The organism is Pannonibacter anstelovis (assembly GCF_036881715.1).
Classification (GTDB): domain Bacteria; phylum Pseudomonadota; class Alphaproteobacteria; order Rhizobiales; family Stappiaceae; genus Pannonibacter; species Pannonibacter anstelovis.
The window spans coordinates 377,299-394,836 of sequence record NZ_JBAKBF010000003.1; the positions used below are offsets into that span (position 1 = coordinate 377,299).

A 17,538-nucleotide genomic window follows, 5' to 3' on the forward strand; every position below is an offset into this window, starting at 1 on the left:
ACCTGTGGATATGGCTGTGAAGAACCTGAGGGATGGCCCCCAGATCCTGCAAGAGTTTCTGTCTGTTTCACGTGAAACTGAGGAACGGCTGAAGATCTATGTGGATCTTGTGCTGCGCTGGCAGCCGGCCCAGAACCTGATTGCGCCTTCGACCATTCCGGAAATCTGGCGGCGGCATGTGGCGGACAGTCTGCAGCCGCATCTCTGCCGTCCGCAGGCGAAGCGCTGGGTGGACCTCGGCAGCGGGGCAGGCTTCCCCGGTATCGTCACGGCCATCCTTCTGGCCGATGTGCCGGAGGCCCATGTCTATTTCGTCGAGAGCAATCAGCGTAAGGCAGCATTCCTGCGCACGGCCCTGCGCGAGACCGGCTCGAAGGGCACGGTGATGCCGGAGCGGATCGAATCGGTGGCGCAACAATGGCCCCATGGCAAGGTGGATGCAGTGTCCGCCCGGGCGCTGGCTTCTCTGGCCGAGCTTCTGGACTATTCCCATCCCTTCCTCGCGGAGGGAGCTGTGGCTGTTTTCCACAAAGGGCGCGATTTTCAGCGGGAGATTGATGAAGCGTCTCACGCCTGGAGTTTTGATCTGGTAGAACGGACCAGTCTCATTGATCCCGAGAGCCGCATGCTGACCCTCTCCAGCGTGTCGCCCCGATCCAACGAGGCCGGTTCCATCAAGGAAGGATCCCACGGATGAGCAGGCTTCCTGAATTGCCGCGCGTGCTGGCTTTGGCCAATCAGAAGGGCGGTGTGGGCAAGACCACGACTGCCATCAATCTCGGCACAGCGCTGGCCGCCATTGGCGAACGTGTTCTGGTGATCGACCTTGACCCGCAAGGTAACGCCTCGACCGGTCTTGGCATTGACCGCCGCGACCGTAATCTCTCGACCTATGACGTGCTCTGCGGCGATTGCTCGCTGGAAGAGGCGGTGAAGGAAACCGCCGTGCCGCGTCTTTGGGTCGCGCCGTCCACGATGGATCTTCTCGGCCTTGAGCTGGAAATCGCCTCCAGCGCTGACCGCGCCTACAGGCTGCGCAAGGCCATCGAGCGCTTTGCCGCATCGGCGCTGTTTGCAGAGTTGAAGTTCACCTATGTGCTGGTGGACTGCCCGCCGTCGCTGAACCTGCTGACGATCAACGCTCTGTCAGCGTCGCATTCCATCCTGGTGCCGCTGCAGTGCGAATTCTTCGCGCTGGAAGGTCTGTCGCAGCTGCTCTCTACGGTGGAGCAGGTGCGCAATGCGCTGAACAACGAGCTGACCATCCATGGCATCGTTCTGACCATGTATGACAGCCGCAACAACCTCTCCAGTCAGGTGGTGGCGGATGTGCGCGAGACGATGGGCGATGCGGTCTACGAGACCATTATCCCGCGCAACGTGCGTATCTCGGAAGCCCCGTCCTATGGCAAGCCGGCCCTGCTGTATGATCTAAAATGCGCAGGCAGCCAGGCCTATCTGCGGCTGGCGTCGGAGATCATCCAGCGCGAGCGGGAGCTGCGGAAAGTGGCAGCCTGAGACTGACGGCGCAGGCTTGAAAGTTTCATGGAACGCGGAGCAAAGCCCCTGTGAGGGCAGGGCCCGCGTTCTTTCATTCGTATGATGTGACGCGCAAGCGGAGAAGACCAATGGCGGAAGAAGGCGGACGCAACAAGCGGCTGGGACGCGGGCTGGCAGCCCTGATCGGTGATGCAGGCATTACCACGGCTGCAGAACCGGCGGCGCAGAGCGCAGACAAGGCGCCGCCGCGGGACTCGCGCAAGGTGCCGGTCGAATTTCTGGAGCCGAACCCGCGCAACCCGCGCAAGACCTTTGCCGAGAAAGACCTGACCGAGCTGACCGACTCCATCCGGGAGAAGGGCATCATCCAGCCGATCCTCGTGCGCCCGGCTGCCGGCAAGCCAAACCATTTCGAGATCATCGCCGGTGAACGCCGCTGGCGGGCCGCCCAGCGTGCCGGCCTGCATGAAGTGCCGGTGATCATCCGTGACATCACTGATCAGGAAGCGCTCGAACTGGCGATCATCGAGAACGTGCAGCGCGCGGATCTCAACCCCATCGAAGAAGCGCTTGGTTACGAGCAGCTGACGGCCGAATTCAACTACAGCCAGGGCGAGCTTGCCAAGCTGATCGGCAAGAGCCGCAGCCATGTCGCCAATACCCTGCGTCTGCTGAAGCTTCCCAATGCGGTGAAGGATTACCTTTCTGAAGGCCTGATCACCGCTGGTCACGCCCGCGCCCTGATCACGCTGGAAGATCCGTCGGCTCTGGCGGAACTCATCGTGGAGAAGGGCCTGTCTGTGCGCGAAGCGGAGAAGCTGGCTCAGGACCCGGAAATTCTCTCCAAGCTCTCCGGCCCGAAGGACCCGGTGACCCGGGCCGAAAAGGATGCAGATACCCGCGCCCTTGAGAAACGTCTGACCGATACGCTGGGGCTCAAGGTCGCCATTGGCCACAAGCCGGGCAAGGATGCGGGCGAATTGAAGATCAAATATGCCTCGCTGGAACAGCTGGATGAGCTGTGCCGCAAGCTGGGCATCGAGACGCGTTAACAGGCGTTAACAAAATCGAATCGGAAGCGGTCCGGATGTAAGTCCGGACCTTTTTTGTTTCGGAGATGATCTAGCGGCGGGAAGCGCTGCGGGCGCGGGCGACGCGGGCGAGGGTCAGCAGCGTTTCGGATAGGACCGGCATGCCGATCCGGTCGTTGAGACGGGCGGTGCGCATGGTTTCGGCAAGCCGTGTCATGGCCCGCTCCAGATCGGCTGCAGCCCAGATGGACAGTTGGCGGGTGAGGGCGGCCTTGCGCTTGAAGAACACCGGCGGCTTGACGTTCTCGATGATACTGGCGGCCTGTCCGCCTGCATCCACGTCAGCCCGCAGCCGGTGCAGCCACTGGAAATGGCCGAGCACCTGACCGGCTATGACGGAGGCATTGCTCCCGGCTGCCTCCAGCCGTTCCAGACCGTGATCCAGCGCAGCGAGGTCGCCGCCAGCAGCAGCGTCGATCAATTCGGAAAGTTCGAAGGAAGAAGCATCACCAATGATGGCTTCGATGTCGTCCGTCTCGATGCGGCCCTTGCCGAGCGCATAGAGGCAGAGCTTGCGCAATTCGCCCCGGCTGGCCATCCGGTCACCGCCCAGCAGGCCGTGCAGGCTCTGGCGGGCTTCCCGGCTGATGGTCAGCCCGGCAAGGCGCGTTTCCTCGTCTATGAGAGCTTCCAGGTCGCGGGCGGTGTCAGCATAGCAGGGAATGGCGACTGCGCGCTTGTCGGCCTCGAAAAGCTTGCGCAGGCCCGTTCCCTTCTTCAGGTCTCCGGCTTCGATGACGACGACAGCCGGGCAATCCGTGAGGGCAAGAACCGGCGTGACGGCCGGAGACAGGTTCTTGCCACCACCGTCCTTGACCCAGATGGTGCGTTTTCCGCCGAAGAGGGGAATGGTCAGCGCCTCGTCGATCAGACGATTCGGGTCTGAAACGATGTCGCCGGCATCGATCTTGGCGAGGCTGAAGGGATCGTTGTTGCCGCCGCTGACGGCGGCCACAAGGGCCTGGGCCCGTTCGGACACCAGGCCCATGTCAGGGCCGTAGACAAGGATCGCGTGGACGCTGGCCGGAGGCTTGGCGACAAACCTGTCAATGTCACCGGCTTTGAGCGCGACCACGTAAACCTGTCCTTACTTGCGCGTGGCGAAGTAGCCGGCGATGCGGGCGGTCATGTCCTGAGCCACTTCCTTTGCGGCGCGCTCTTCTGCATCGCGCTGCGCACGGATGTTGGCGAAGCGCTGATTGGAGAAGTCGTAGGACGCGGTGGCAAAGGACTTACCCGTCATCAGAGTGCGGTCTGTCGCCTTGTCATAAAGCACGAAAGTGACACTCATGGTCATGGACAGCGCGGCCGGGACATCCGCCAGCTGCTCAATACCAACCGTCGATGTGGACGCGTTACCGACCATTTCAAGACGGTAGGACTTGGTTGAAGAGGGATTGCCGCGCTCGAAATTGAACATCAGTTCCGTCAGCAGAACACGGCGGGTTGTTTCCGTCAGAGTGTCGATCGGTTTGATCTCGATGGCGGCCAGTTCGTTCTGGACGGAAGATGCTGTTGAGGCATCACCGGGAGTGAGGCTGCCATAGAGCGGGCGCACCTGGCAGCCGCCCAGGAGGGCGGCGCCGGCAACGAGCAGGGCAAGGGTCAGTTTGGTGCCGCGAGTGCGGCCAGAGGCGTTAGGCAACGACATTCACGATCCTTTGCGGCACCACGATGATCTTGCGGGGCGGGCGCCCTTCGAGCGCCTTCTGGACAAAGTCCAACGCCAGAGTAGCTGCTTCGACCGCCTCGTTGGAAGCGTCTCGTGCAACGGTGATTTCACCCTTCTTCTTGCCGTTGATCTGGATCGGCAGGACGATGCTGTCTTCGACGAGCAGGCTTTCGTCCACGGCCGGCCAGCTGGCTTCAGCAACGAGGCCGGTATGGCCCAGTTCCTTCCAGCATTCCTCGGCCAGATGCGGCATCATCGGTGCCATCATCATCACGAGGCATTCGGCAGCTTCGCGGGCGGCCCAGGACACGTCCTCGAAGGTCAGGCCGCCATGTACTGTCTTGCCGATCTGGTTGACCAGCTCATAGATGCGGGCAACGGCGCGGTTGAAGGACAGGGTCTCGATATCCTTCGAAACCGCTGCCAGCGTCTTGTGCGTGGCGCGGCGCAGCTCCAGTGCGGTATCGCTGAACTCGGGTGCCGTGCTGCTGCGGGCAGGGGTGGCGGCGATTTCGCCCACGAGGCGCCAGACGCGCTGAACGAAACGCCAGGCACCCTGAACGCCTTCCTCGGTCCAGATCACGTCACGCTCGGGGGGCGAATCCGACAGCATGAACCAGCGGGCCGTATCGGCACCATAGGTCTCGATGATGTCGGTCGGGTCCACCGTGTTCTTCTTCGACTTGGACATCTTTTCGATGGAGCCGATGGTCACCGGCGCGCCGGTGGCAATTTCCACGGCGCTGCGCTCGCTGCCTTCCACAAAGCGGATCTCGGCCGGGCTCAGCCACTTGCCTTCCGCGCTCTTGTAGGTTTCGTGCGTCACCATGCCCTGCGTGAAGAGGCCCTTGAACGGCTCCTTCAGATCCAGCGCACCCACCTTCTGCATCGCGCGGGTGAAGAAGCGCGAGTAGAGCAGGTGCAGGATCGCATGCTCGATGCCGCCGATATACTGGTCCACCGGCAGCCAGCCATTCGCGGCAGCCGGATCGGTCGGCTGATCGCACTGCGGGGCGGTGAAGCGGGCGAAATACCAGGAGCTGTCCACGAAGGTGTCCATGGTGTCGGTTTCGCGCCGGGCCGGCTTGCCGCATTTCGGGCAGCTGCAGTCACGCCAGGTGGGGTGGCGGTCCAGCGGATTGCCCGGCTTGTCGAAGTTGATGTCATCCGGCAGCTTGACCGGCAGGTTTGCATCATTCTCCGGCACCACGCCGCAGTCATCGCAATGGATGACCGGGATCGGGCATCCCCAGTAGCGCTGACGCGAGATGCCCCAGTCGCGCAGGCGGTAGTTCACCTGACGGGCGGCCTGAGGCGCGCCATCGATCTCGATGGCTTCCAGCTTCTTCGCAACCGTATCCTTGGCGTCCGCAATGCTGAGGCCGTCCAGGAAACCGGAGTTGAAGATGGTGCCGTCATCCGTGTAGGCCACATCGGCGACGGTGAAGCTGGCCGCATCTGCATCCTTCGGCAGCACCACGGGACGCACCGGCAGGCCATACTTGCGGGCAAAGTCGAGATCGCGCTGGTCATGGGCCGGGCAGGCGAAGATGGCGCCGGTGCCGTAGTCCATCAGGATGAAGTTGGCGATATAGACCGGCAGCTCGATGGAAGCATCCAGCGGATGCTTCACGCGCAGGCCCGTGTCGATGCCCTTCTTCTCCGCCGTCTCGATGGCTTCTGCCGAGGTGCCGATGCGGCGGCATTCCTCGATGAAGGCTGCAATCTGCGGATTGGTTTCAGCCAGCTTTGCCGAAACCGGATGATCCGGTGACAGGCCCATGAAAGACGCACCGAACAGGGTGTCCGGACGTGTGGTGAAGATCTCGAGGGTCTTGTCGCCTGTCGGGGCAGGGGTGGTGAATTCGAAGCGGACGCGCAGGCCTTCCGACTTGCCGATCCAGTTCTTCTGCATCAGCCGCACCTTTTCCGGCCAGCGGTCGAGTGTGTCGATCGCTTCCAGAAGATCCTCCGAATAATCGGTGATCTTGAAGAACCACTGGGTCAGTTCGCGCTGTTCGACCAGGGCGCCCGAGCGCCAGCCGCGGCCGTCGATCACCTGCTCGTTGGCCAGCACGGTCATGTCGACCGGGTCCCAGTTGACCTTGGACTTCTTGCGGTAGACGAGGCCAGCCTCGAGGAACTTGAGGAAGAGGCGCTGCTGCTGGGTGTAATATTCCACGTCGCAGGTGGCGAACTCGCGGCTCCAGTCCAGCGACAGGCCCATGATCTTGAGCTGGCCGCGCATGAAGGCGATGTTCTCGTAGGTCCAGTCCTTGGGATGGACGTTGTTCTGCATCGCTGCGTTTTCGGCCGGCATGCCGAAGGCATCCCAGCCCATTGGATGCAGAACGTTGAAGCCTCTGGCGCGCTTGTAGCGGGCAACCACATCGCCCATCGCATAGTTGCGCACGTGGCCCATGTGAATGCGGCCAGACGGATAGGGGAACATTTCCAGCACGTAGTATTTTTCGCGCGGATCATCGTTGGACGTCTTGAATACGTCCTTCTCATCCCAGAGCTTCTGCCAGCGCGCTTCCACTTCGCGCGCATTATAGCGTTCCGTTGCCATCAATTCCGCCGTTTCAACCGTGGCCCGCAGGGCACACAAAACCAGAGACCCGCACACCTGAGAGCGCGCAAACCAGATGTCTGCGCGCCGGGAGGCGGCGCACAAACCAAAAACATGTCTGCGGGACTGTCACCAGAAATTCCCTCATGGGTCAACACGGTTGGCAGCAAAAGCGGCTTATTTCGCTGGCGCGTCAGGTCCGGGCCCGGCTCAACTCTTGAAACCGGCCCTGCCTGCGCCCTATACCAAGGCCGGGCTGGCATCTCTTCGGCCCGTTTCCCTTATAGTCAGGATCACGACATGGCCCAAGACGCCGTCACCCAGCTCAACGATGTTGTCTCCGGAATCCGCGAGGCAGAAGCCGCGCATGGCCGGGAAAAGGGCAGCGTCTGTCTGGTTGCCGTGTCGAAGACCTTCGAGGCGGAGCATATCCGTCCGGTTCTGGACGCCGGCCAGCGCGTTTTCGGTGAGAACCGTGTGCAGGAGGCCATGGGCAAGTGGCCGCAGCTGCGGACGGAATACGCCGGCATTGAGCTGCATCTCATCGGCCCGCTGCAGTCCAACAAGGCAAAGGAGGCAGTTGCCACCTTCGACGTGATCCACACCATCGACCGGGAGAAGATTGCCCGGGCGCTGAAGGGCGAAATGACGGCGCAGGGCAGGGACCTGCCGTGTTTCGTTCAGGTCAACACCGGAGAAGAGCCGCAGAAGGCCGGTATTGCGCCGAAAGAGACGGATGAGTTTATCCGCCTGTGCCGGGAAGAAATTGGTCTTAATGTCACCGGTCTGATGTGTATCCCTCCTGTCGATGAGGCACCGGGCCCGCATTTTGCGCTTCTGGAAAAGATCGCCCGCCGCAATGGGCTGACGCAGCTTTCCATGGGCATGTCGTCCGACTTCGAGATTGCGGTCTCCTTCGGCGCGACGCATGTGCGTGTTGGCTCGGCCATCTTTGGCGGAAGGGCCTGATTTGCCCGTGCCTGCCCCGGAAAACGCGGCATCTTGTATCAATTCTGCTGCAAGTGACGGCAGGCTCTACGAAAGTTCGAGCGATCCCGTATAGACCTGCCTGCATCCCGGCAGCATAATGCGCCCGGAATGCGGGCTGCCGCCAAGAGCATGCCCGCCTGTTTCATCCTGGGAGGAAGGCATGTCGGATAACGTTTTTCCGGTTCCGGCCGAAGTCGCATCACGTGCGCTCGCCGATAACGCCAAATATCTGGAAATGTACCGGAAATCGGTTGATGACCCTGCAGGCTTCTGGGGGGAGCACGGCAAGCGCATCGACTGGATCAAGCCCTTCAGCAAGGTCAAGAACACCTCTTACGACCCGCACAATGTTTCGATCAAATGGTTCGAGGACGGCACGCTGAACGTCTCGGCCAACTGCATCGACCGGCATCTGGAGACGCGCGGCGATCAGCCGGCGATCATTTGGGAAGGCGATGATCCGGCAGATCACAAGGTCATCACCTACAAGGACCTGCACCGCGAGGTCTGCACCTTCGCCAATGTTCTGCTGGCCCATGGGGTGAAGAAGGGCGACCGGGTGACCATCTATCTGCCGATGATCCCGGAAGCGGCCTATGCGATGCTCGCCTGCGCCCGCATTGGCGCGGTCCATTCCATCGTCTTCGGCGGCTTCTCGCCGGACAGCCTGGCGCAGCGCATTGCCGACTGCAAGTCCACCTGCCTGATCACGGCCGACGAAGGCCTGCGTGGCGGACGCACCGTGCCGCTGAAGCTCAATGCCGACCGTGCCGCCGAAAAGGCCCCGGTAGATACCATGATCGTGGTGAAGCGCACGGGTGGCGCCGTTGCCATGACCGGCGGCCGCGATGTCTGGTACCACGAGGAGGCGGCCAAGGTTTCTGCCGAAAACACCCCGGCTGAGATGAGCGCGGAAGATCCGCTGTTCATCCTCTACACGTCCGGCTCCACCGGCAGCCCCAAGGGTGTGCTGCACACCAGCGGCGGCTATCTCGTCTATGCTTCGATGACACACCAGTATGTCTTCGACTATCACGAAGGGGACATCTACTGGTGCACGGCGGATGTGGGCTGGGTCACCGGCCACAGCTACATTGTCTATGGCCCGCTGGCCAATGGCGCCACGACGCTGATGTTCGAGGGCATTCCGACCTATCCGAATGCAGGCCGCTTCTGGGACGTGGTGGACAAGCACAAGGTCAACATCTTCTACACCGCGCCGACGGCGATCCGCTCGCTCATGGGGGCAGGGGACGAGCATGTCACCCGAACCTCACGCGAAAGCCTGCGCCTGCTGGGGTCTGTGGGTGAGCCGATCAATCCGGAAGCATGGATGTGGTATTACAACGTGGTCGGAGACAAGCGCTGCCCGATCGTTGATACCTGGTGGCAGACGGAGACCGGTGGCATCCTGATCACGCCGCTGCCGGGCGCAACCCCGCTGAAGCCGGGGTCGGCCACACGGCCCTTCTTTGGCGTGCAGCCGGCGGTGGTCGATGCGGAAGGCAACATTCTGGATGGGGCGACGGAGGGCAACCTTGTCATCCTCGACAGCTGGCCCGGCCAGATGCGCACGGTCTATGGCGATCATGACCGCTTCGTGCAGACCTATTTCTCCACTTACAAGGGCATGTATTTCACCGGCGATGGCTGCCGCCGCGATGCGGATGGCTATTACTGGATCACAGGGCGCGTTGATGACGTGATCAACGTCTCCGGCCACCGGATGGGTACGGCGGAGGTGGAAAGCGCGCTGGTGGCCCATCCCAAGGTCTCTGAGGCGGCTGTCGTTGGCTATCCGCACGACATCAAGGGGCAGGGCATCTATGCCTATGTCACGCTGATGGCGGGCGAGGAGCCCAGCGAGGCGCTGCGCAAGGAACTGGTGGCGCATGTGCGCAAGGAAATCGGCCCGATTGCCTCGCCCGATCTCATCCAGTTTGCCCCCGGCCTGCCGAAGACCCGTTCCGGCAAGATCATGCGCCGTATCCTGCGCAAGATCGCGGAGGACAGCTTCGAGAACCTGGGCGATACCTCGACCCTGGCTGATCCGGCGGTGGTTGATGACCTGATCGAGAACCGCCAGAACCGGGCCTGATCCTGTCAGGCACGTCCGGTCTCAATCCGCAAAGCATCAAGGGCCCGCAGCTGCGGGCCCTTTGTTTTGGACGTTTCGTCTTCCTCTGCCCTAAGATCATTTCGACAGGAAAATCGACTGGATCTGTCTCGCGATGTTTGAGAAAGCCTTGATCAAGGTCTCTCCGTCGGTTGCCTTGAAATAGGTCGTTGCTTCGCTGGTGGCGCAGTATTTCATCAGTTTTTCGGATGATGGTAATGACCCTGCACTGTTCTGGAAAAGAACCGTATAGATCGTGATCTTCTTTTCCTTCATCGCGTCGCAAAATTTTCTCGCACGAACGGCTGGCTGGTCATCATAATTTGCGTCCTGATAATACTGCCCGAGCCAGTATTTCTTGGACGACCAGCTGCATCCACTCTCTATCGTTTCATACAGCCAATAATATCCGGGCCTTGTGTCATGATAATTCCAGCCTTGATAACCGCCATAACGGTTGTAACCTGACCTGTATTGACACTGATTTCGGGTTAGCGAAACCTTGTCATAGAAGTCGTTGAAATCACCATCAGTCATGATGAGTGCGATCTTCTTGACTTTGTTATCGCCATAGGCGCTCGGGGCACTGGCGGATGGCCAGAGGTTTGACCAGCTTGGCGACAATGTGTACCAGCCCCATGCAATTCCGGTCTGGCCTGCAGTACCGCCACTGGCAACCAGATTTTTTATGGCTGTCTCCAGGCTGTCAGCGGAGCTTGTCAGGGGCAGAAGTGGCGAGCCGTAGGAGCAGGCGTTGGAACCGCCGCCGAAAAACTCCGAGTTTTTGTCGTTATAGTTATAGGCTGCATCGGTAAATTGTTTCGGGCCCATGCGCTCCGTCACACAATTCGCTCCAAGGGAAGCCCCATTTGTGACGGTTTTGGCCTTGTTGCCGAGATTTACACCCTGGCTATAGGGAACAAGCGAAATGCGGACCTTTGACCGGGAATTGCCGCTTTGTTCCGCAAGAAGAATCTTCACAACACTATTGGCTGCTGATTTCAGGGCATCCATGTCGTTTGACATAGAGCCGGTGACGTCCAGGATCAGTGCCAGTTCCACGTCAAATCTGGAGTAGGTGGATTGCGACGAGGAGCTTACCGGTATTGTCTTGGGACCAATGCCGCCAATCGAGACGAAATACGTGCCGATCGTTCCGGTGACATTGGCGGTGATGATCCCCTCTGACGAATTAAGCGTGTAGGTGAGATTTGCCAGCTGGACATTGTCCACCCCTGTCGACGTCAGGTTGGCGTTGAATGCAGATTCGAGTGCAGATCTGATCTGGCTGTCGGTGAGAACCGTGGTTGATAGCTGACGGGCAACGCTCAAAACCGCCGCATCCAGCGCATTGGTGACTGCGCTGCGGACAATGATGGCGCGGCCATAGTCGACGCCGGAGCCAGCAATCACGATCATGATGACGATCAGAAAGGCCGCCAGAGGCAGGATGGAGCCGTCCTTCTTCCGGCCAAACTCGCGCATCTTCCGCAGAAGCTGACGTATCCTGGATCTGCACATGAGTGAACTCCAAAGCTTTTCTGGAGCTCATATTCATCAGAAACTGTTGCGCAACACTAAAATTATAGTCAATTCAGATCGAAAATCGAACCTTGGTTTACGAGCGTTTAAGCAGTTTGCGCAGGGGTGGTTATCGTTTGTTTACGGTTCCAGTTCCGTATCCCAGTACAGGAAGTCGAGCCAGCTTTCGTGCAGATAGTTTGGCGGGAAGCCCCGGCCGTTGTTATGCAGATCCTGGATGGAGGGCCGGAATGGCATGTGCATCGGCCACATGTCCAGCTGCTCGCAGGACTTGTTCGACTTGCGCAGATTGCAGGGGGAGCAGGCGGTGATCACGTTTTCCCAGGTGGTCTGGCCGCCGCGGCAGCGTGGGATCAGGTGATCGAAGGTCAGATCCTCGCGGGAGCCGCAATACTGACACTGGAATCTGTCGCGCAGGAAAACGTTGAAGCGGGTGAAGGCCGGGTGGCGCGACGGTTTGACGAAGGTCTTGAGGGAGACCACGCTGGGTAATCGGAACTCGAAACTCGGACTTCGAACCGTGGTCTCGTATTCCGACACGATGTTCACCCGGTCGAGGAACACAGCCTTGATGGTGTCCTGCCACGACCACAGTGACAGGGGATAATAACTTAAGGGCCTGTAGTCCGCATTCAGCACCAAGGCCGGATGGGCGCCCGATGGTACGGCTATCGTCACCTTCGGCTCCTTGTCTCTCAAGGTGCCGGCACCGCAGACCCGATGCCGGGTTCTACCTCTACATGCGAGACATATAGTAGTGCCGGTGTGACACTCTTGTGAAGCCTGTAAAAGCGCCGCAGTGCCGAAGATGGAGAAGCTGTCCTACTGGACTCTATCTGGGCATCAACTCTCTGAAATCAAAAAGGCTTCGAGCTTCAAGGGTAAAGCCGGATAAGAATTTTGCCCAAAAAGAAACGGGCGCCGCAGGGGGCGCCCGTCCACATGTTTCAAGGTGAAGCGAATCAGGGCTTCTGCCACTCGCGGATGTCGACGAAATGGCCCGCAATGGCTGCCGCTGCTGCCATGGCCGGGGAGACCAGATGGGTGCGGCCCTTGAAGCCCTGCCGGCCTTCGAAGTTGCGGTTCGAGGTCGATGCGCAGCGCTCGCCCGGCTGCAGCTTGTCGGCGTTCATGGCAAGGCACATGGAGCAGCCCGGCTCGCGCCATTCGAAGCCAGCTGCCTTGAACACCTTGTCCAGGCCTTCAGCCTCTGCCTGTTCCTTCACAAGGCCGGAGCCCGGAACCACCATGGCCTTGACGCCGTCCTTCACCTTGCCGTTGCCGATCATGGCAGCGGCAGCGCGCAGATCCTCGATGCGGCCGTTGGTGCATGAGCCGATGAAGACGACATCGACCGGAATGTCGGTCATCTTCGTGCCCGGCGTCAGGCCCATGTATTCCAGCGCACGCCACTTGGACTTGCGGGTGTTCTCGTCGGCGATGTCATCCGGGTTCGGCACGACGCCTGTTACGGAGATCACGTCTTCGGGGGAGGAGCCCCAGGTGACGATGGGCGGCAGGTTGGCTGCATCCAGCTTCACCACCTTGTCGAAATGCGCGCCTTCGTCGGTATGCAGCGTCTTCCAGTAGGAAATCGCACGCTCCAGCGCTTCGCCCTTGGGAGCCTTCTGGCGGCCCTGGATATAGGCGAAGGTGGTTTCATCCGGCGCGATGAGGCCGGCGCGGGCGCCGCCTTCGATCGACATGTTGCAGATGGTCATGCGGCCTTCCATGGACAGCGAGCGGATGGCTTCGCCCGCATATTCCATGACGTAGCCGGTGCCGCCGGCGGTACCGATCTCGCCGATGATGGCCAGAATGATGTCCTTGGCGGTGACGCCTTCCGGCAGCTTGCCGTCCACCTGGACGAGCATGTTCTTGGCCTTCTTCTGGATCAGCGTCTGGGTGGCCAGAACGTGTTCCACTTCGGAAGTGCCGATGCCATGCGCCAGCGCACCAAAGGCGCCGTGGGTGGAGGTGTGGCTGTCACCGCAGACGATGGTCATGCCGGGCAGGGTGAAACCCTGCTCCGGGCCGACGATGTGCACCACGCCCTGCCGGTGATCCAGCTCACTGTAATATTCGATGCCGAATTCAGCGGCGTTGTCGGCCAGGGTCTGTACCTGAAGCGCGGATTCCGGATCATCGATGCCCTGGCTGCGGTCGGTGGTCGGCACGTTGTGGTCGACGACGGCTAGCGTCTTCTCCGGACGGCGCACCTTGCGGCCCGTCATGCGCAGGCCTTCGAACGCCTGCGGGCTCGTCACTTCGTGGACGAGGTGGCGGTCGATGTAGAGCAGGCAGGTGCCGTCTTCCTGGGTGTCGACCACATGGTCATCCCAGATCTTGTCGTAGAGCGTTCTCGGCTTGGTCATCGGGGTGTCTCCTGAAACCGGGCGGGGCCTTGATCATCCGCCGTGGCGGTTCTGCCCCTTGTCCCTTGCACGGATTGGCCGTTTCCAGCCTGTTCCGGTCTTGCCTCTTCAATGCCCCGAAGCATCATGGGGGTCAATATGCTTCGCAGTCCGCCACTCTTGAGCTTTGTTCAAGTGGCGCCGTGCTGGGAGCTTGAAATCTGGCAAAAAGAAAGGCGGCCCGAAGACCGCCTTTCAGAAATCTGCGATGCAGCGCCGTTCTTATTCGGCGGAAGCAGCAGCGGCTGCCGCAGCAGCCTCAGCAGCAGCGGCCTTCTCGGCAGCAGCAGCAGCCTTGGCAGCAACGACTTCAGCGCGGGCTTCTTCGTTGAGGCGCTTGGCGCGGACGTTGGTGGCCTCGACGATACGGGCCGACTTGCCGCGGCGGTCGCGCAGGTAGTAGAGCTTGGCGCGGCGGACCTTGCCGCGGCGGACAACTTCAACGCCTTCGATCATCGGCGAGCAGGCCGGGAACACGCGCTCCACGCCTTCACCGTAGGAGATCTTGCGCACGGTGAAGCTCTCGTTGATGCCGCCGCCGGAACGGGCGATGCAGACACCTTCGTAAGCCTGGGTACGGGTGCGGTTGCCCTCGGTCACCTTGACGTTGACCTTGATGGTGTCGCCCGGCGAAAATTCGGGGAGCTTGCGGACGGCTTCGATCTTTGCCTTTTCTTCCGCGTTCAGCTGTTCGATCAGGTTCATGGCATATTTCCCTTGTCAGTTTTCAAAGACAGCCAGAGCGTCCAGCCCACGTTAAGTGGAAAGGACGGGTTCACCGTCTTCGGGCCATGTTGGAGATACCCGGCTGTCCGCAGGATCGCGCAAAAGCAATGCGCGGCGCACAGAACCGGCCACAACGGCTGGCTCCTTACAGGAAGACCGCCGCCTTGTCATGCGGAATCTGGAAAAACCGGCCTAAAAGGTGCGTCAGTCCTTGGCCTGATAGGCTGCCCAGAGATCCGGCCGCCGCTCCTGCGTCAGCCGCTCGGCTTCTGCCTTGCGCCACTCGTTGATCTTGCGGTGGTTGCCGGAGGTCAGAACTTCCGGAATGGTCATGCCTTCGAATTCGGCCGGCCTTGTGTAGTGGGGGTGTTCCAGCAGGCCGGTCTCGAAGCTTTCGGTTTCACCGCTCTCCTGATTGCCCATCACGCCCGGCAAAAGCCGCACGATGGCATCCAGCATGGTCATGGCGGCAATCTCGCCGCCGGAGAGGATGTAGTCGCCGATGGAGACCTCTTCGAGCTGGCGCGCATCGATGACCCGCTGGTCGATGCCCTCGAAGCGCCCGCAGATGATGATGGCGCCGGGGCCGCTTGCCAGCTCGCGCACCCGCGCCTGCGTCAGCGGTTTGCCGCGCGGGCTCATCAGCAGGCGCGGGCGCGTGTCGCCGGGCAGGGTGGCAGCATCGATGGCTGCGGCCAGAATGTCTGCCCGCAGCACCATGCCGGCCCCACCGCCGGCCGGCGTGTCATCGACCGAGCGATGCTTGTCGGTGGCGTGATCACGGATTTGCCTCGCCTCCAGCGACCAGGTGCCTTCCTTCAGCGCCCGTCCCGACAGGCTGATGCCGAGCGGGCCGGGAAACATCTCCGGGTAAAGGGTCAGCACGGTCGCAGCAAAGCTCATCGCGGTTTCCTGTTCTGCGGGGCGTAATTCCTGCGGCTGCTATGCGATGAAATGCCGGGCTTTGCAATGCAGACGGTCATTGGAGTTCTTCTGCAGGGGGCCGAACATGGCGAGCTGAAAAAATATCAAATTGTCTGAACCAGGGAAGGAAGCATCAACCATGCCTGCAGCTTTGTCTGAGCGGGCAAGCCCCTCTTAACACCTGCCGCCTGAGATTGAGGACCTCAAGACCGGAGTTGATCCTTGCCCCGCATCCGTTTTGCCCTGCCGCATATCATTGCCTACTATGTGGACCGGGATTACATCGACATTTCGCTCAGCCGCATCATGCCGCTGGCCGCTTTGTGCCTGTTCGGGCTGCTGACCGGGGTGATTTTCAATCATGGCCTGCAACATCCCTACGACAAGGCACTTCACCTTGGTTTCTACGGTCTACTGACGCTTTCGATCCATGCGTTCTTCTGCTGCCGTCTGCGTATTTCGGCTGTGGCAGCCGTGGCGCTGGGCTTTGCCGGTGAGGGGGTGCAGATGTTCATTCCCGGCCGCGAAGCGTCGCTCATGGACGGGGTTGCCAATGGCATCGGGGTTGTCATTGTCGTGGCCGCCATTGCCCTGTGGCGCATGGAGACGCGAAAGATCGACGCTGACACGCAAGTGGATGAAACGGCAGACTTCGGAGAGCTTCAGCCCATCCGGTTGTCATCATCCCCGTCGTCGCGCGGTGTTTCGGACAGGTAACCGTCCGGAATGGCGGTGACGACACGGCGGTCGGCCATGCTGACTTCGGGCACGAAATCCCGTGTAAAGGGAATGTAGAAGGAACGGCCTCTGGCAGGACGCAGCTCCAGAAGGTCACCGGCGCCGAAATTCTGCACCATCACCACCTTGCCGACGGGGTTTCCGTCCGCATCCACGGCATCCATGCCGATCAGATCCGAATGGTAGAACTCGTCTTCTTCCGTCTCGGGCAGACGGTCGCGCGGGATGTAGAGTTCCAGCCCGTTGAGGGCTTCGGCCGCGTTGCGGTCGCCAATCTCCTTGAATTTGGTGACGACGACGGTCTTCTGCACGCGGGCTTTGGAAACGGTGAAGCGGCGTGAGCCGTCGGCGGTTTCCAGAACGCCATAATCCGTGAAGGAGAGCGGGTCATCGCCAAAGGGCTTGACCCGCACTTCCCCGCGAATGCCGTGGGCGGCGCCAATGACGGCCATCAGGACCTTGTTTTCAGGAGCTTTCGTCATTGCCGGGCTTCCTGTGTCCCAAGGCTGATGTCACGCATGGCGCTGCCCGCAGTTTGCATTACTCGGAAGCTTCAGCTGCGGCAGCAGCAGCTTCTTCGGCCTTCTTCTTGGCAGCGGCAACCTTCTCGGCAGCCTTCTTGCCCATCTCGGCCTTCTTCGGGTTGTTGCGGGCTTCACGCTTCATGAGGCCGGCTTCGTCCAGGAAGCGGGCAACGCGGTCGGTCGGCGTTGCGCCGTTGGCGAGCCAGTGCTTGACGCGGTCGATGTCGAGAACGACGCGCTCTGCGGAATCCTTGGCAACCATCGGGTTGTAGGAGCCGACCTTCTCGATGAAGCGGCCGTCACGCGGAGCGCGGACGTCAGCAACGACGATGCGGTAGTAAGGACGCTTCTTGGCGCCACCACGGGCGAGACGGATTTTCGTAGCCATTTGAGTTTCTCCAGTTGTTCAGTTGCCGTTCGAGGCGGCAATGGCTTCGTGATGCCGGATGACTTCCTTGACGATGAACGCCAGGAATTTTTCGGCAAAGTCAGGATCGAGATTGGCATCTGCAGCAAGGCGCCGCAGCCGCTCGATCTGAATCTGTTCGCGCGCCGGGTCAGCTGCCGGCAGCGCATGAGTGGCCTTGAGGTGGCCTACCTTCTGGGTGCACTTGAAGCGCTCTGCCAGCATGTGGATCAGCGCGGCGTCGATGTTGTCGATCGAGGCGCGCAGGGCACGCAGCTCGGTCATGGCGGGGCTTTCGCCGAGCAGGGCGCCGGCGGCGGTCT

17 protein-coding genes are annotated in these 17,538 nt (G+C 60.9%); 6 read left to right on the forward strand and 11 right to left on the reverse strand.

Features of this window, described 5'->3' with window-relative positions; genetic code table 11:
• Positions 1–10 precede the first annotated feature (10 nt).
• The 3 genes from rsmG (at position 11) to V6L75_RS07030 (ending at position 2,552) form a co-directional block, all read left to right on the forward strand.
• On the forward strand, positions 11–697 hold the full coding sequence (gene rsmG / locus V6L75_RS07020) for a 16S rRNA (guanine(527)-N(7))-methyltransferase RsmG (protein WP_334250795.1): 687 nt from the start codon (positions 11–13) through the stop codon (positions 695–697).
• Positions 694–1,518, forward strand: coding sequence for a ParA family protein (locus tag V6L75_RS07025; RefSeq protein ID WP_334250796.1), 825 nt, complete (start codon positions 694–696; stop codon positions 1,516–1,518). The genes rsmG and V6L75_RS07025 overlap by 4 nt, the downstream gene beginning before the upstream one ends.
• A 110-nt stretch (positions 1,519–1,628) precedes the next feature.
• Positions 1,629–2,552, forward strand: a complete 924-nt coding sequence (locus V6L75_RS07030; RefSeq protein ID WP_334250797.1) for a ParB/RepB/Spo0J family partition protein — start codon at positions 1,629–1,631, stop codon at positions 2,550–2,552.
• Positions 2,553–2,622: 70 nt separating this feature from the next.
• On the opposite strand, the gene holA is transcribed toward V6L75_RS07030, so the two are convergent.
• The 3 genes from holA to leuS are packed head-to-tail and all read right to left on the reverse strand — an operon-like array spanning position 2,623 to position 6,835.
• On the reverse strand, positions 2,623–3,666 hold the full coding sequence (holA, locus tag V6L75_RS07035) for a DNA polymerase III subunit delta (protein WP_334250798.1): 1,044 nt from the start codon (positions 3,664–3,666) through the stop codon (positions 2,623–2,625).
• Between the two features lie 12 nt (positions 3,667–3,678).
• Positions 3,679–4,242, reverse strand: coding sequence for an LPS assembly lipoprotein LptE (lptE, locus tag V6L75_RS07040; protein WP_334250799.1), 564 nt, complete (start codon positions 4,240–4,242; stop codon positions 3,679–3,681).
• Positions 4,229–6,835 (reverse strand): leucine--tRNA ligase, encoded by a 2,607-nt coding sequence (gene leuS, locus V6L75_RS07045; RefSeq protein ID WP_334250800.1) that lies wholly within the window; start codon positions 6,833–6,835, stop codon positions 4,229–4,231. Before leuS ends, lptE begins: the two co-directional genes overlap by 14 nt.
• Before the next feature lie 300 nt (positions 6,836–7,135).
• Here leuS and V6L75_RS07050 point away from each other — a divergent pair, with 300 nt between their 5' ends.
• Both V6L75_RS07050 and acs read left to right on the forward strand, forming a co-directional pair.
• On the forward strand, positions 7,136–7,804 hold the full coding sequence (locus V6L75_RS07050; RefSeq protein WP_334250801.1) for a YggS family pyridoxal phosphate-dependent enzyme: 669 nt from the start codon (positions 7,136–7,138) through the stop codon (positions 7,802–7,804).
• Between the two features lie 181 nt (positions 7,805–7,985).
• Entirely contained in the window at positions 7,986–9,923 is a 1,938-nt protein-coding gene (gene acs, locus V6L75_RS07055) for an acetate--CoA ligase (protein WP_334250802.1), read from the forward strand.
• A gap of 96 nt (positions 9,924–10,019) precedes the next feature.
• Here the strand turns inward: acs and V6L75_RS07060 are convergent, their stop codons facing one another.
• The 5 genes from V6L75_RS07060 to trmD all read right to left on the reverse strand — a co-directional run bounded on the left by V6L75_RS07060 (position 10,020) and on the right by trmD (position 15,526).
• Positions 10,020–11,426, reverse strand: coding sequence for a TadE/TadG family type IV pilus assembly protein (locus V6L75_RS07060; RefSeq protein WP_334250803.1), 1,407 nt, complete (start codon positions 11,424–11,426; stop codon positions 10,020–10,022).
• A 177-nt stretch (positions 11,427–11,603) separates the two neighbouring features.
• The gene (locus V6L75_RS07065; protein ID WP_050474041.1) at positions 11,604–12,161 is read right to left on the reverse strand and encodes an HNH endonuclease; all 558 of its coding nucleotides are present in this window, start codon (positions 12,159–12,161) and stop codon (positions 11,604–11,606) included.
• A 284-nt stretch (positions 12,162–12,445) separates the two neighbouring features.
• Positions 12,446–13,858 carry a 3-isopropylmalate dehydratase large subunit gene (leuC, locus tag V6L75_RS07070; RefSeq protein WP_334250804.1) on the reverse strand — a complete coding sequence of 471 codons (1,413 nt, stop codon included), beginning with the start codon at positions 13,856–13,858 and terminating at the stop codon, positions 12,446–12,448.
• A 261-nt stretch (positions 13,859–14,119) separates the two neighbouring features.
• Positions 14,120–14,602: a 50S ribosomal protein L19 gene (rplS, locus tag V6L75_RS07075; RefSeq protein ID WP_334250805.1), complete on the reverse strand. Its 483-nt coding sequence runs from the start codon at positions 14,600–14,602 to the stop codon at positions 14,120–14,122.
• Between the two features lie 225 nt (positions 14,603–14,827).
• Entirely contained in the window at positions 14,828–15,526 is a 699-nt protein-coding gene (gene trmD / locus V6L75_RS07080; RefSeq protein ID WP_334250806.1) for a tRNA (guanosine(37)-N1)-methyltransferase TrmD, read from the reverse strand.
• A gap of 243 nt (positions 15,527–15,769) precedes the next feature.
• On the opposite strand from trmD, the gene V6L75_RS07085 reads away from it, so the two are divergent.
• The gene (locus tag V6L75_RS07085) at positions 15,770–16,264 is read left to right on the forward strand and encodes a VanZ family protein (RefSeq protein WP_334250807.1); all 495 of its coding nucleotides are present in this window, start codon (positions 15,770–15,772) and stop codon (positions 16,262–16,264) included.
• Here V6L75_RS07085 and rimM read toward each other — a convergent pair.
• Genes rimM through V6L75_RS07100 form a run of 3 tightly spaced genes read right to left on the reverse strand, consistent with a single transcriptional unit; the run spans position 16,210 to position 17,500 of the window.
• Entirely contained in the window at positions 16,210–16,767 is a 558-nt protein-coding gene (rimM, locus tag V6L75_RS07090; RefSeq protein WP_050474046.1) for a ribosome maturation factor RimM, read from the reverse strand. The genes V6L75_RS07085 and rimM overlap by 55 nt on opposite strands.
• 58 nt (positions 16,768–16,825) lie before the next feature.
• A complete protein-coding gene (gene rpsP / locus V6L75_RS07095; protein WP_334250808.1) occupies positions 16,826–17,197 on the reverse strand; it encodes a 30S ribosomal protein S16 in 372 nt (123 codons plus the stop codon).
• An 18-nt stretch (positions 17,198–17,215) separates the two neighbouring features.
• Positions 17,216–17,500, reverse strand: coding sequence for a chorismate mutase (locus tag V6L75_RS07100; protein ID WP_094462857.1), 285 nt, complete (start codon positions 17,498–17,500; stop codon positions 17,216–17,218).
• Positions 17,501–17,538 lie beyond the last annotated feature (38 nt).

Coding starts and splice junctions, on each gene's coding strand:
- rsmG (WP_334250795.1), top strand. CDS start 11: ATGGCTGTGAAGAACCTGAGGGATGGCCCCCAGATCCTGCAAGAGTTT.
- V6L75_RS07025 (WP_334250796.1), top strand. CDS start 694: ATGAGCAGGCTTCCTGAATTGCCGCGCGTGCTGGCTTTGGCCAATCAG.
- V6L75_RS07030 (WP_334250797.1), top strand. CDS start 1,629: ATGGCGGAAGAAGGCGGACGCAACAAGCGGCTGGGACGCGGGCTGGCA.
- lptE (WP_334250799.1), bottom strand. CDS start 4,242: ATGTCGTTGCCTAACGCCTCTGGCCGCACTCGCGGCACCAAACTGACC.
- leuS (WP_334250800.1), bottom strand. CDS start 6,835: ATGGCAACGGAACGCTATAATGCGCGCGAAGTGGAAGCGCGCTGGCAG.
- V6L75_RS07050 (WP_334250801.1), top strand. CDS start 7,136: ATGGCCCAAGACGCCGTCACCCAGCTCAACGATGTTGTCTCCGGAATC.
- acs (WP_334250802.1), top strand. CDS start 7,986: ATGTCGGATAACGTTTTTCCGGTTCCGGCCGAAGTCGCATCACGTGCG.
- V6L75_RS07060 (WP_334250803.1), bottom strand. CDS start 11,426: ATGCGCGAGTTTGGCCGGAAGAAGGACGGCTCCATCCTGCCTCTGGCG.
- leuC (WP_334250804.1), bottom strand. CDS start 13,858: ATGACCAAGCCGAGAACGCTCTACGACAAGATCTGGGATGACCATGTG.
- rplS (WP_334250805.1), bottom strand. CDS start 14,602: ATGAACCTGATCGAACAGCTGAACGCGGAAGAAAAGGCAAAGATCGAA.
- trmD (WP_334250806.1), bottom strand. CDS start 15,526: ATGAGCTTTGCTGCGACCGTGCTGACCCTTTACCCGGAGATGTTTCCC.
- rimM (WP_050474046.1), bottom strand. CDS start 16,767: ATGACGAAAGCTCCTGAAAACAAGGTCCTGATGGCCGTCATTGGCGCC.
- rpsP (WP_334250808.1), bottom strand. CDS start 17,197: ATGGCTACGAAAATCCGTCTCGCCCGTGGTGGCGCCAAGAAGCGTCCT.
- V6L75_RS07100 (WP_094462857.1), bottom strand. CDS start 17,500: ATGACCGAGCTGCGTGCCCTGCGCGCCTCGATCGACAACATCGACGCC.